General features: G+C 56.3%; 12 protein-coding genes. 6 read left to right on the top strand and 6 right to left on the bottom strand.

The window, feature by feature from the left end; translation table 11 throughout:
- Positions 1-397 precede the first annotated feature (397 nt).
- The 5 genes from mnmE to rpmH all read right to left on the bottom strand — a co-directional run bounded on the left by mnmE (position 398) and on the right by rpmH (position 4,323).
- Entirely contained in the window at positions 398-1,768 is a 1,371-nt protein-coding gene (gene mnmE / locus AC1DHT_RS06190) for a tRNA uridine-5-carboxymethylaminomethyl(34) synthesis GTPase MnmE (protein ID WP_427546510.1), read from the bottom strand.
- A 79-nt stretch (positions 1,769-1,847) separates the two neighbouring features.
- Positions 1,848-3,530, bottom strand: coding sequence for a membrane protein insertase YidC (gene yidC, locus AC1DHT_RS06185; RefSeq protein WP_216742483.1), 1,683 nt, complete (start codon positions 3,528-3,530; stop codon positions 1,848-1,850).
- A 2-nt stretch (positions 3,531-3,532) separates the two neighbouring features.
- Positions 3,533-3,778 carry a membrane protein insertion efficiency factor YidD gene (gene yidD, locus AC1DHT_RS06180; protein ID WP_052966011.1) on the bottom strand — a complete coding sequence of 82 codons (246 nt, stop codon included), beginning with the start codon at positions 3,776-3,778 and terminating at the stop codon, positions 3,533-3,535.
- Complete coding sequence (gene rnpA / locus AC1DHT_RS06175) at positions 3,771-4,172, bottom strand: ribonuclease P protein component (protein WP_031319651.1); 402 nt, start codon at positions 4,170-4,172, stop codon at positions 3,771-3,773. Before rnpA ends, yidD begins: the two co-directional genes overlap by 8 nt.
- Before the next feature lie 16 nt (positions 4,173-4,188).
- A complete protein-coding gene (rpmH, locus tag AC1DHT_RS06170) occupies positions 4,189-4,323 on the bottom strand; it encodes a 50S ribosomal protein L34 (protein WP_003213577.1) in 135 nt (44 codons plus the stop codon).
- Between the two features lie 565 nt (positions 4,324-4,888).
- Here rpmH and dnaA point away from each other — a divergent pair.
- Genes dnaA through gyrB form a run of 4 tightly spaced genes read left to right on the top strand, consistent with a single transcriptional unit; the run spans position 4,889 to position 11,095 of the window.
- The gene (gene dnaA, locus AC1DHT_RS06165; RefSeq protein ID WP_427546506.1) at positions 4,889-6,406 is read left to right on the top strand and encodes a chromosomal replication initiator protein DnaA; all 1,518 of its coding nucleotides are present in this window, start codon (positions 4,889-4,891) and stop codon (positions 6,404-6,406) included.
- Between the two features lie 39 nt (positions 6,407-6,445).
- On the top strand, positions 6,446-7,549 hold the full coding sequence (dnaN, locus tag AC1DHT_RS06160; RefSeq protein WP_095081049.1) for a DNA polymerase III subunit beta: 1,104 nt from the start codon (positions 6,446-6,448) through the stop codon (positions 7,547-7,549).
- Positions 7,550-7,569: 20 nt separating this feature from the next.
- Positions 7,570-8,673 carry a DNA replication/repair protein RecF gene (recF, locus tag AC1DHT_RS06155; RefSeq protein ID WP_054594865.1) on the top strand — a complete coding sequence of 368 codons (1,104 nt, stop codon included), beginning with the start codon at positions 7,570-7,572 and terminating at the stop codon, positions 8,671-8,673.
- A 4-nt stretch (positions 8,674-8,677) separates the two neighbouring features.
- On the top strand, positions 8,678-11,095 hold the full coding sequence (gyrB, locus tag AC1DHT_RS06150) for a DNA topoisomerase (ATP-hydrolyzing) subunit B (protein ID WP_019694408.1): 2,418 nt from the start codon (positions 8,678-8,680) through the stop codon (positions 11,093-11,095).
- An 81-nt stretch (positions 11,096-11,176) separates the two neighbouring features.
- On the opposite strand, the gene AC1DHT_RS06145 is transcribed toward gyrB, so the two are convergent.
- Positions 11,177-11,896, bottom strand: a complete 720-nt coding sequence (locus tag AC1DHT_RS06145) for a response regulator transcription factor (RefSeq protein ID WP_216742480.1) — start codon at positions 11,894-11,896, stop codon at positions 11,177-11,179.
- Positions 11,897-12,076: 180 nt separating this feature from the next.
- Here AC1DHT_RS06145 and AC1DHT_RS06140 point away from each other — a divergent pair, with 180 nt between their 5' ends.
- Both AC1DHT_RS06140 and AC1DHT_RS06135 read left to right on the top strand, forming a co-directional pair.
- Positions 12,077-12,367: a hypothetical protein gene (locus AC1DHT_RS06140; RefSeq protein ID WP_427546501.1), complete on the top strand. Its 291-nt coding sequence runs from the start codon at positions 12,077-12,079 to the stop codon at positions 12,365-12,367.
- A 430-nt stretch (positions 12,368-12,797) separates the two neighbouring features.
- Positions 12,798-13,799 carry a FecR family protein gene (locus AC1DHT_RS06135; protein ID WP_427546498.1) on the top strand — a complete coding sequence of 334 codons (1,002 nt, stop codon included), beginning with the start codon at positions 12,798-12,800 and terminating at the stop codon, positions 13,797-13,799.
- The last annotated feature ends 4 nt before the right edge of the window (positions 13,800-13,803 follow it).

The raw sequence follows: 13,803 nt of genomic DNA, 5'->3' as shown, positions 1-13,803 counted from the left end.
TTTCTGTGGATAGATCTATACAGCCCTTTATTTTCAATGTGTACAGATGAATGAAAGCCTGTGGTCATGTGCCAAGGAGGCCCTTGGATAACCGGTGTAAGCCTGTGGATGAATGGGGTGGTTATCCACAGATGTGGTTTTCCTCAGTTTTGAGGCCCTGTTATCAACCGTGCTCAGTGGCAGTTATTCACAAGGCTTAATCCACAGAAAAGCGCTGAATGGGGGCAAATTCCGCCCTCGGGGAAACGACCGAAGCGATCGATGCCGCTCGGCGATGCGAAAAATGCGGGGGATACACAGACTTGTGGGAGCTGGCTTGCCTGCGATTTAAGCAATACGGTGTGTCAGACACGCCGCCTCGCGAGCAAGCTCGGCTCCTACGGAGGGAGAGGTGAGGTTATTTACCGATACAGAAGCTGGAAAAGATCCTGCCCAACAGGTCGTCGGAGCTGAATTCGCCGGTAATTTCACCCAACGACTGCTGTGCCTGACGCAAATCTTCAGCCAACAGCTCTCCGGCACCGGCCAGGGTCAGCTGCGCGCGACCATGTTCGAGTGAAGCACTGGCATGGCGCAGAGCTTCCAGGTGGCGCCGACGGGCGCTGAAGCTGCTTTCCGAGGTTTGCTCATAGCCCATGCAGGCCTTGAGATGGTCACGCAGCAGTTCCAGGCCTTCGCCAGCAGACTTGGCGCTCAAGCTGATGGTCACGTGGCCATCGTCGCTGACTTCCAGCGCTATCGCTTCACCGGTCAGGTCTGCCTTGTTGCGGATCAGTGTCACTTTAGCCGGATCCGGGCGCTGCTCGAGGAATTCAGGCCACAAGGCAAACGGATCAAGTGCCTCAGGTGCGGTGGCATCGACCACCAGCAACACCCGATCTGCCTCGCTGATGGCTTTCAATGCCCGTTCCACACCGATTTTCTCGACCTGGTCTTCGGTGTCGCGCAAGCCAGCCGTGTCGACCACATGCAGAGGCATACCATCGATGTGGATATGTTCGCGCAGGATGTCCCGGGTCGTACCGGCAATCTCGGTAACAATCGCCGCTTCACGGCCGGCCAATGCATTGAGCAGGCTGGATTTGCCGGCGTTGGGACGACCGGCAATCACCACGGTCATGCCGTCACGCAGCAACGCGCCCTGCCCGGCTTCACGCAATACGGTGGATAACTCATCGCGCACCGCATCGAGCATCTTCAGCACGTGGCCATCGGCAAGGAAGTCGATTTCTTCTTCAGGAAAGTCGATTGCCGCCTCAACGTAGATCCGCAATGCAATCAGTTGCTCGGTGAGGTTATGCACACGCTGCGAAAATGCGCCTTGCAACGAACGCAAAGCGTTACGAGCAGCTTGTGCAGAACTTGCTTCGATCAAATCGGCGATGGCTTCGGCCTGGGTCAGGTCGAGTTTGTCGTTGAGGAACGCGCGTTCGCTGAATTCACCCGGCCGGGCCAGACGGCAACCCAATTGCAGGCAGCGCTGCAGCAACATATCCAGAACGATCGGACCGCCATGGCCCTGGAGTTCCAGCACATCTTCGCCGGTGAATGAATTAGGTCCCGGAAAATACAAGGCGATGCCTTCGTCCAGCACTTCCTCGTTTTCACTGAGAAACGGGCCGTAATGGGCGAACCGCGGTTTCAGTTCGCGACCGCTGATGGCTTTCGCCGCAACACTCGCCAACGGTCCGGAAATACGGACGATACCGACACCACCACGGCCTTGAGCGGTGGCGACGGCGGCGATGGTTTCACGAGGAGCGCTCATGATTCGATATCCAGATAAAAATGACAGATAGCAAAACGCCCCACTAGGGGGCGTTTTGAGTGGTTATCCACAGAGTAAGTTATGCAGCCGCTTTTTTGGTAGCCGCTTCAATCTTACGCGTGATGTACCACTGTTGGGTGATGGACAGGCAGTTGTTCACAACCCAGTACAGCACCAGACCTGCCGGGAACCACAGGAAGAAGAAGGTGAAGATGATTGGCATCAGCTTCATCACCTTGGCCTGCATCGGATCCGGAGGCGTCGGGTTCAACTGCTGCTGGATGAACATGGTTGCGCCCATGATGATCGGCAGAATGAAGAACGGATCCTTGATCGACAGGTCAGTAATCCACAGCATGAACGGTGCCTGGCGCATTTCCACGCTTTCCAGGAGTACCCAGTACAGCGAAAGGAAAACCGGCATCTGCACGAGGATTGGCAAGCAACCACCCAGCGGATTGATCTTCTCTTTCTTGTACAGCTCCATCATGGACTGCGACATTTTCTGCCGGTCGTCGCCATGTTGTTCTTTCAGCGCAGCCAGTTTCGGCGCCACTGCACGCATGCGCGCCATGGATTTGTAGCTGGCAGCCGACAGCGGGAAGAAGATCCCTTTGATCAGCATGGTCAGGAAGATGATCGACCAGCCCCAGTTACCAACGATCGCGTGGATATGTTGCAACAGCCAGAAGATCGGCTGGGCGATGAACCACAGAATGCCGTAGTCGACCGTCAGTTCCAGACCTGGGGATAACTCTTTGAGTATCGCCTGGCTTTTTGGACCCGCGTACAACGTAGCGCTGGTTTCAGCCTTGGCACCTGGCGCAACGGACAATACCGGGCCAGTGAAACCGATGATGTAGTTGCCTTGGCTGTCTTTGCGAGTCTGCACCACGTTGCTGTCGTTCTTGGCTGGAATCCACGCAGTCACGAAGTAGTGTTGCAGCCAGGCGACCCAGCCACCGTTAACGGTTTCTTTCAACGACGCCTTGTCGATATCTTTCATCGACACTTTTTTGTACGGCTCTGCACTTGTCCACAGGGCAGCGCCCAGGTAAGTCGCAGTACCGGTAGCGGTTGTGGAAGAAGGATCGGCACTTGCATCGCGCTTGAGCTGGGCAAACAGGTTGCCCGTCCAGGCTTTATCGCTGGTGTTATCGATCAGATAGGTGACTTTCAGATCGTACAGACCGCGAGTAAAGCTGAAGCGCTTGATGTAATTGACGCCAGCGTCGCTGAATTTCAGGTCAACGTTGAGCTGGTTCTGGCCATCAGCCAGTTGATAAGTCTTCTGTTCGGTCGAGTAAACCGGACGACCGGTAGCGCGAGCATCCGGACCGTTGGTACCGGTCAGGCCACTTTGAGCCAGGTAAGTACGTTCGCCGCCGTTATCAAACAGCTGGAACGGAATTTCCGGATGGTCCTGACGACGTGGATACAGCGGCAGCATCAGCTGGGCGATATCACCACCTTGAGGATCGATAGCCAGTTCGAGCACATCCGTTTTAACGTGGATGAGGTCTTTATTGGTGACTACCGGCGTTGCGGCAGGAGCACTGATATCGGTATTCGCGCTGGGTACATCGGCACTGGCGGCAGCATTGTTACCAAGTGGCGTGTCCGGAATAGCCGGGGCAGCCTGATTGGAAGCAACATTCTGAGTCGGCAGGGCAGCCTGACCATAGTCCTGGTTCCATTTCAGAACCATAACGTAGGACACGATTGCCAGGGCGACGATCAGGATCGTGCGTTTAATATCCATGATTACTCGGCCATCGAAGAAGAACGGGAGGTAGGGATAGATGGAACCGGGTCATAACCACCGGGATTCCACGGATGACAGCGACCTAAACGACGAAAGGTCAGCCAGCCACCGCGCAGAAGGCCATGATTTTCTATGGCTTCATACGCGTAGCAGGAACAACTGGGGTAGAAACGACAGTGGCTGGCCATCAAAGGACTAATGGCATAGCGATAAAACTGGATCGGAACGAGCGCCAGTTTACGCATCAGTGCTGTCTACCCCTACAGTTTCGGTTTTGACTGCTGGTACCGGCGTGCTGCGTGCCAGACGTTTCCAGAGTTTGCCGAAATGCTGAATCAATTCGGGGTTTTCTACATCGCCCAAACCTTTGCGCGCGACGATAACGATATCCCAACCAACCAGAGAATCCTGGTGGAGGCGAAACGATTCGCGCATCAGACGTTTGAGGCGATTGCGCTCAACGGAGAGCTTCACACTCTTTTTCCCGATAACCAGCCCTAGACGGGGGTGATCAAGATCGTTGGTGCGTGCAAGGAGCAGGAGATTTTTCCCCGGAACCTTGCCGGTAGGGGAGTCAAAGACTGCCTTGAAATGCCGGGGGGTAAGCAAACGCTTTTCCCGACTGAAGTCCTGACTCACCTCCAGTACCGGATTATCAAACTGCCAGACGCGCACGACCTTTGGCGCGACGACGCGACAGGACGGCACGGCCGTTCTTGGTAGCCATGCGAGCACGGAAACCGTGGGTACGAGCGCGTTTGATAGTGCTTGGTTGGAAAGTACGTTTCATGTCGTGTTACCTGGTTCGTCCACAACGGGCCGGAATGGCCCCCGTTTTAAGAGACCGGGGATTCTAGAGAAAGCAAGCCTCTAGGTCAATTTCCAACCAACGTTTCCTTTAAATGGATATCCGCGGGGTTCGTCCTTGAAAGGTGGACAGCTAGATATAAAAATAAAGAAGGGAATTATTTAAAGCTTTTCTGTAAAGCTTATAAAAGCTAGACCCGCCATCCTCTGTGGATAAGTACCTTTAACCCTTCTATTCCGTGCTGTACAGAGAATGACAACTACAGTGGAAAACGGTGGTCAGCCTGTGCTGCGCTGTCGGATAAGCTGTGTGTGGAAAGGGTAGTTATCCACAGGCAGGTTATCCACCGAGTTTGCCCCCCACTTGTACAACGAGCTTAAGTGGGCTTATCCACAGAGCTTATGCACAGACCATTGGTCGTCTTTTTTGCGTATAACGCGTTGATTCTTCGACACCCGTGAGCAACCTACGTGTGGATAAGTCTGCGTCTGGTCGCTACAATGGCCGCTTGTTTTTGCCTCACCGGCTTTCAACTTAGGGGATATCCGTGTCAGTGGAACTTTGGCAGCAGTGCGTGGAGCTTTTGCGCGATGAGCTGCCTGCCCAACAATTCAACACTTGGATCCGTCCACTACAGGTCGAAGCCGAAGGCGACGAGTTGCGTGTCTACGCACCGAATCGTTTTGTTCTCGACTGGGTCAACGAAAAGTACCTGAGCCGCGTGCTCGAGTTGCTGGATGAGCATGGCAATGGCATGGCGCCGGCGCTTTCCTTATTAATAGGCAGCAAACGCAGTTCGGCACCTCGTGCTGCGCCGAATGCACCGTTGGCCGCAGCGGCGTCTCAAGCCCAGGCCGCGGCTGCACCTGCACCCGTCAGCGCATCTGCGCCTGCCGCGTCGACCAAACGTACAACGCAAAAAGCCGTCGAGGTCAGCGAAGAACCGTCTCGCGACAGCTTCGACCCAATGGCCGGCGCCAGCTCGCAACAGGCCCCGGTACGTGCAGAACAACGCACTGTGCAGGTCGAAGGCGCGCTCAAGCACACCAGCTACCTGAACCGCACCTTTACCTTCGAGAACTTTGTCGAAGGTAAGTCCAACCAACTGGCCCGCGCGGCAGCCTGGCAGGTCGCGGACAATCCCAAGCACGGTTACAACCCGCTGTTCCTGTATGGCGGCGTTGGCTTGGGTAAAACCCACTTGATGCACGCTGTGGGTAACCACCTATTAAAGAAGAACCCGAATGCCAAGGTCGTGTACCTGCATTCCGAGCGCTTCGTGGCCGACATGGTCAAGGCTCTGCAACTGAATGCGATCAACGAGTTCAAGCGCTTCTACCGTTCGGTCGATGCGCTGCTTATCGATGACATTCAGTTCTTCGCCCGCAAGGAACGTTCCCAGGAAGAGTTCTTCCACACGTTCAACGCCCTGCTTGAAGGTGGCCAACAGGTCATCCTCACCAGTGACCGTTATCCGAAAGAAATCGAAGGCCTTGAAGAGCGCTTGAAGTCACGCTTCGGCTGGGGCCTGACGGTTGCCGTCGAGCCGCCGGAACTGGAAACCCGCGTCGCGATTCTGATGAAGAAGGCTGACCAGGCTAAAGTTGACCTGCCACACGATGCCGCATTCTTCATCGCCCAACGTATTCGTTCCAACGTCCGTGAACTCGAAGGCGCGCTAAAACGCGTAATCGCCCACTCGCACTTCATGGGTCGCGATATCACCATCGAGTTGATTCGCGAATCCCTGAAGGACCTGCTGGCGCTTCAGGACAAACTGGTCTCTGTGGATAACATTCAGCGTACCGTCGCCGAGTACTACAAGATCAAGATTTCGGATTTGCTGTCCAAGCGCCGTTCGCGTTCGGTCGCACGTCCACGGCAAGTCGCCATGGCGCTGTCCAAGGAACTGACCAACCACAGCTTGCCGGAAATCGGTGACGTGTTTGGCGGCCGCGACCACACTACGGTTTTGCACGCATGCCGCAAGATCAACGAACTTAAGGAATCCGACGCGGACATCCGCGAGGACTACAAGAACCTGCTGCGTACACTGACCACTTGATGAACACCAGCGCAGCTTATTAAGGCAAGGGACTAGACCATGCATTTCACCATTCAACGCGAAGCCCTGTTGAAACCCCTGCAACTGGTCGCAGGCGTCGTCGAGCGCCGACAGACCTTGCCGGTGCTTTCCAACGTGCTGCTGGTTGTCGAAGGCCAGCAGTTGTCGTTGACCGGTACCGACCTGGAAGTCGAGCTGGTCGGTCGTGTGCAACTCGAAGAGCCGGCAGAGCCCGGCGAAATCACTGTCCCGGCGCGTAAGCTGATGGACATCTGCAAGAGCCTGCCGAACGATGCGCTGATCGACATCAAGGTCGATGAGCAGAAACTCGTCGTGAAAGCCGGCCGTAGCCGCTTCACCCTGTCGACGTTGCCAGCCAACGATTTCCCGACGGTGGAAGAAGGCCCGGGCTCGCTGACCTGCACTCTTGCGCAGAGCAAACTGCGTCGTTTGATCGAGCGCACCAGCTTCGCCATGGCTCAGCAGGACGTTCGCTACTACCTCAACGGCATGTTGCTGGAAGTCTCGGCGGGCATCATCCGCGCCGTGGCCACCGACGGTCACCGTCTGGCCATGTGCTCGATGCAGGCTGACATCGGCCAGCCGGATCGCCACCAGGTGATCGTTCCACGTAAAGGTATTCTGGAACTGGCGCGCTTGCTGACCGAGCCGGATGGCAATGTCAGCATCGTTCTGGGCCAGCACCATATTCGCGCCACCACCGGCGAGTTCACCTTTACCTCTAAACTCGTCGACGGCAAATTCCCCGACTACGAGCGCGTTCTGCCAAAAGGTGGCGACAAGCTGGTATTGGGCGACCGCCAGGCACTGCGTGAAGCGTTCAGCCGTACCGCGATTCTGTCCAACGAGAAGTACCGCGGCATTCGTCTGCAACTGGCCAACGGTCAGCTGAAGATCCAGGCGAACAACCCGGAACAGGAAGAAGCGGAAGAAGAAGTTGGCGTTGAGTACAACGGTGGCTCGCTGGAAATCGGCTTCAACGTGAGCTATCTGCTCGACGTTCTGGGCGTGATGACCACTGAGCAAGTGCGTTTGATCCTGTCTGACTCCAACAGCAGTGCGCTGGTGCAAGAGTCCGACAACGACGACTCGGCTTACGTTGTCATGCCGATGCGCCTGTAAACATGTTCAGCAGACGCTAGATGTCCCTCAGTCGTGTCTCGGTCACCGCGGTGCGCAATCTGCACCCGGTGACCTTCTCCCCCTCTCCCCGCATCAACATCCTGTACGGCGCCAACGGCAGCGGTAAAACCAGTGTTCTGGAAGCCATTCATCTGCTGGGGCTCGCCCGTTCGTTTCGTAGCAGCCGCCTTTTACCGGTCATCCAGTACGAGCAGTTAGCGTGCACGGTGTTTGGTCAGGTCGAATTGGCCGAAGGTGGACACAGCGCGCTGGGGATATCCCGGGACCGCCAGGGGGAGTTCCAGATTCGCATCGACGGGCAGAACGCCCGCAGTGCTGCGCAGCTGGCAGAAATCCTGCCGCTGCAATTGATCAACCCCGACAGCTTTCGCCTGTTGGAAGGTGCACCGAAAATTCGCAGACAGTTTCTGGATTGGGGCGTGTTCCACGTGGAACCACGTTTCATGTCCACCTGGCAGCGCTTGCAGAAGGCCCTGCGCCAGAGAAACTCTTGGCTGCGGCATGGTACACTTGACGCCGTTTCGCAAGCGGTTTGGGACAGAGAATTGTGCCAGGCCAGCGCTGAAATTGATGAATACCGCCGCGCTTATATCAAAGCCTTGAAACCAGTCTTTGAACAGACCTTGAGCGAACTCGTCGAACTCGAGGGCTTAACGCTTAGCTATTACCGGGGTTGGGACAAAGAGCGAGAGCTGAGTGCAGTGCTCGCCGCATCCGTTCACCGGGATCAGCAAATGGGGCATACCCAGGCCGGACCACAACGCGCTGATTTGCGTCTTCGATTGGGCGCACACAACGCCGCGGACATCTTGTCTCGTGGTCAGCAGAAGTTGGTGGTCTGTGCATTGCGGATTGCCCAAGGGCATTTGGTCAGCCAGGCCCGGCGCGGCCAATGTATTTATCTGGTGGATGACTTGCCGTCCGAGCTGGATGAGCAGCACCGCCGCGCGCTTTGCCGTTTGCTGGAAGACTTACGCTGCCAGGTCTTTATCACCTGTGTAGATCATGAATTATTGAGGGAAGGCTGGCAGACGGAAACGCCAGTCGCCCTGTTCCACGTGGAACAGGGCCGTATCACCCAGACCCACGACCATCGGGAGTGAAGGCATGAGCGAAGAAAATACGTACGACTCAACGAGCATTAAAGTGCTGAAAGGCCTGGATGCCGTACGCAAACGTCCCGGTATGTACATTGGTGACACCGACGATGGCAGCGGTCTGCACCACATGGTGTTCGAGGTGGTCGATAACTCGATCGACGAAGCTTTGGCTGGTCATTGCGACGACATCAGTATCATCATCCACCCGGACGAATCCATCACCGTGCGCGACAACGGTCGTGGCATTCCGGTAGACGTGCATAAAGAAGAAGGCGTCTCGGCAGCCGAGGTCATCATGACCGTGCTGCACGCCGGCGGTAAATTCGATGACAACTCCTACAAAGTATCCGGCGGTCTGCACGGTGTAGGTGTGTCGGTTGTAAACGCCCTGTCCGAAGAACTGATCCTGACCGTTCGCCGTAGCGGCAAGATCTGGGAACAGACTTACGTCCACGGTGTTCCGCAAGAGCCGATGAAAATCGTTGGTGAAAGTGGGTCCACCGGTACGCAGATCCACTTCAAGCCTTCGGCTGAAACCTTCAAGAACATCCACTTCAGCTGGGACATCCTGGCCAAGCGGATTCGTGAACTGTCCTTCCTCAACTCCGGTGTCGGCATCGTCCTCAAGGACGAGCGCAGCGGTAAGGAAGAGCTGTTCAAGTACGAAGGCGGCCTGCGTGCGTTCGTTGAATACCTGAACACCAACAAGACTCCGGTCAACCAGGTGTTCCATTTCAACGTCCAGCGTGAAGACGGCATCGGCGTGGAAATCGCCCTGCAGTGGAACGACAGCTTCAACGAGAATCTGTTGTGCTTCACCAACAACATTCCCCAGCGCGATGGCGGCACTCACCTGGTGGGTTTCCGTTCGGCACTGACGCGTAACCTGAACACCTACATCGAAGCGGAAGGCCTGGCGAAGAAACACAAAGTCGCCACCACCGGTGACGATGCCCGTGAAGGCCTGACTGCGATCATTTCGGTCAAGGTGCCGGACCCGAAGTTCAGCTCTCAGACCAAAGACAAGTTGGTTTCTTCCGAAGTGAAGACCGCGGTCGAACAGGAAATGGGCAAGTACTTCTCCGACTTCCTGCTGGAAAACCCGAACGAAGCCAAGTTGGTCGTCGGCAAGATGATCGATGCGGCCCGTGCTCGTGAAGCGGCGCGTAAAGCCCGTGAGATGACCCGTCGTAAAGGCGCGCTGGATATCGCCGGCCTGCCGGGCAAATTGGCGGACTGCCAGGAAAAAGACCCTGCCCTGTCCGAACTGTACCTCGTGGAAGGTGACTCTGCTGGCGGCTCCGCCAAGCAGGGACGCAACCGCAAGACCCAGGCGATTCTGCCCCTCAAGGGCAAGATCCTGAACGTCGAGAAGGCGCGTTTCGACAAGATGATCTCTTCGCAAGAAGTCGGCACCTTGATCACCGCGCTGGGCTGCGGCATCGGCCGCGACGAGTACAACATCGACAAGCTGCGTTATCACAACATCATCATCATGACCGATGCTGACGTCGACGGTTCGCACATTCGTACCCTGCTGCTGACCTTCTTCTTCCGTCAGTTGCCGGAACTGATCGAGCGTGGCTACATCTACATCGCTCAGCCGCCGTTGTACAAAGTGAAGAAAGGCAAGCAAGAGCAATACATCAAAGACGACGACGCCATGGAAGAGTACATGACGCAGTCGGCCCTGGAAGATGCGAGCCTGCACTTGAACGAGGAAGCACCGGGTATCTCCGGCGAAGCCCTCGAGCGTCTGGTGAATGACTTCCGTCTGGTGATGAAGACGCTCAAGCGTCTGTCGCGCCTGTACCCGCAGGAACTGACCGAGCACTTCATCTACCTGCCAGCGGTGAGCATGGACCAACTGTCCGATCACGCAGCGATGCAGAACTGGCTGGCCCAGTACGAAGTTCGCCTGCGCACCGTCGAGAAATCCGGCCTGGTCTACAAAGCCAGCCTGCGTGAAGACCGTGAACGTAACGTCTGGCTGCCAGAGGTCGAACTGATCTCCCACGGCCTGTCGAACTACGTCACCTTCAACCGCGACTTCTTCGGCAGTAACGACTACAAGACTGTCGTCTCGCTGGGCGCTCAACTGAGCACCCTTCTGGACGAAGGCGCTTATATTCAGCGCGGCGAGCGCAAGAAAGCCGTCACCGAGTTCAAGGAAGCCCTTGAGTGGTTGATGGCCGAAAGCACCAAGCGTCACACGATCCAGCGATACAAAGGTCTGGGTGAGATGAACCCGGATCAGCTATGGGAAACCACCATGGACCCAGGCTCGCGCCGGATGCTCAAAGTGACCATCGAAGACGCCATTGGCGCGGACCAGATCTTCAACACCCTGATGGGTGATGCGGTCGAACCACGCCGAGACTTCATCGAAAGCAACGCGTTGGCAGTCTCTAACCTGGACTTCTGATCCGGTACGACCTGCAGTAATAAAAAAGGCCAACGCTCAGCGTTGGCCTTTTTTATTGTTCATAAGAAACGGCTGGAGATTTTACTCGCTCGCAGCCGCGACGCTTTCCAGTCGATACCCATACCCGTAGATCGTCAGCAACTGCCAACCCCGATCGGCCGTCAGCCCCAGCTTGTTGCGCAGGCGGTAGATGTGCGTATCCAGTGGCCGTGAAGACACCATCTCTTCATGGGTCCAGAAACGCTCGTAGAGATATTCCCGCGACAGCGGCCGGCCCAGGTTGGCAAACAGGCAGCGGGCCAGACGGTATTCCCGTTCAGTCAGGCTGATGGGTTTTCCAGCGCGGGTCACCGTCAGTTCGGCGTCATCGAAGTTCAGATCGTTGAAACTCAGCACTTCGCTGGCAGCATTGCGCTGCAAGCCGTGTCGGCGCAGTACGGCACTGACACGGGCCTGGAGCTCATTGGGACGGAACGGTTTGCTGACGTAATCATCGGCGCCGGCGTTCAAGGCCTGGACGATGTCACTCTCCGCATCGCGGCTGGTGAGCATGATCGCGGCGGGAGGTGCCTCCATATGTTCACGGGTCCAGCGCAAGAGCGATAGACCACTGAGATCAGGCAACTGCCAGTCGAGTATCAACAGGTCGAAAGTCTCGCGTCGAAGCTGGCGTAACAGGTCTTCGCCGCGCTCGAAGCTGTGCAAGGTCCACGCTTGCTCTCCGGCGCCGGGAATCTGTCGCAGTGTCTGTTCCACCCGGCGTAGCTCGGCGGGTTCGTCATCCAGTATTGCGACACGCATGCGGGGCGTTCCTTCATCTCGTAGAGTGCGATGGGTAAAAATCCTATGTGCGGAGTTTAGGCTGATTGTCTGAATCTGAACAATTGTGGTGAATTGCTCCAGGTTCTTTGCGTCTGGGTAGGCTGATATCAATTGGCCGTCTATCGGCAGATATCAGCTCGAAGACTCGAGGATGCAACGATGAGGAACAGTCGGAATGTTCGTGCACTGATCGTGAAGGTGACCAAGGACAAGGCGCTGACACGCTGCCTGTCGTTGGCATTTTTGGCCTATGTGGGGGTTGCTTCACAAGCTGTGAATTCGAGCGGCGAAGCACGGGATGAACACGTGACACAGCGCTATTTCAGTCCAGCGGTGGTGAATGTGGCGTTCAGTGATTCTCGGGGCTTCGCACCGGTGAGCGCTCCCGCAGACGGCGAGCAACCGGCGCCACTGCGGCTTCCTGAAGAGCAGCAGCGCTGGGTGTTCTAACGGGGGCTCGGGCAATTCTGAACAAATGTGGAGAATTGCCTCATCGAACGTCGGGGTCGGTAAATTCTCAAGCGTTGAGTGGCACAGGAGCATTCGGAAGTGCTCCGACACAGGGAGTGTCATCGCCAACCTGGCGGGACCGCCGATCGCCGGTTCGCTTGCGGTCTGCAGTTCAGGGGGAAAAAAAGGAGTGCCATCTCACATTGTAAAACCGGATCGATACTGACTCGGTTCCGACACACGGATGTGTCACCTCCTCCCCTCTTCGATTTGTTTGCCTTTATGGATATCCACGACTGCTTTTGTAATGGATGTGGGCGTTATGCATAGATGTGGGCTATCTGCCGCAGAGCCCTGTCGGGTAAGGTGCGTAAGGCTGATGAATCAGATGATCGGCCAGATTCTAATAAAAGCGTGAAAAGCGAATCCAATGAGCCAAATGACTTCTTTGCATTGTCGCCACCTGGGCACCTGCCTGTTTCTGGTTATTGGCCTTGTGAGTCCGTTGACCCAGAGCGCCTCCGCAGCGTTCTTCAGCTCAAAGCGCTTGCCGTATATCGATGACAACCAGCAATGCCGTGGACAACCCCTGCCCGCCACTGTCGAACACCTGACGGGCGAAGCCTGGAAGCTTGATCGCAAGGGCAATCAGGTGGCGCTCGAAGAAGGAATGGCGGTTGACGAGCAGGAAGGCGTGAAGACCTCCCCTTCGGCGTTCGTCAGCCTGTCGCTGGGCGATGGATCACGCATCGTTCTACCGTCCAGTTCGCAGGTCACGTTGCGATTAAACGAAGAACTCCTCATCCCTCAGGTGATTCTTGAGCAAGGTCAGGTCGAGTCGTATGTGATCAAGCGCGCCAGCGACTATGATCGTTTTCAGATCGTGACGCCGGTCGGCGTACTTGGGGTTCGAGGCACACACTTTCGGGTGCGAAACAACGACAATGGGCAATCGCTGATCGAAGTGCTGAATGGCCAGGTGGCTGTCGATCGTGGTGAAAACCTTGATGCGCCACCGAAAAAACGCACGGGCAAACCACTTGCAAAAAAAGCCGAAAAACCGGCGGATGAAGTGCAGGTCATGGCTCGCCAGGGATTACGCATTCAGAAGGAAGGCAAGCTGACGCCGAGCGAGCTGTTGCCGGCACCGCAGTTGTTGGGGCAGACCGGTCAAACCGGCCCTGCACCGGTCTGGCAGTTGATCATGAAACCCTTGCACGGGGCCACGCGCTACCGGGCGCAAGTGGCGACCGACACGGACTTCCTGAACATCAAGCAGGAACAGTTTTCCAGCACGCCAGAGATCAACTTCAGTGGGTTGAAGGCGTTTTTCTACCATGTTCGACTCTCTGCGTATGATGAGCAGGGGCTTGAGGGAGAGACCGGGGTATATGACATCTTCTATTACCCCAGGACCACGCGTGTCCAATAACGAC

Source organism: Pseudomonas sp. 05N432, from assembly GCF_056396945.1.
The sequence above is the reverse complement of the archived record's forward strand: the minus strand, read 5'-3'. Positions and strand labels throughout refer to the sequence as shown.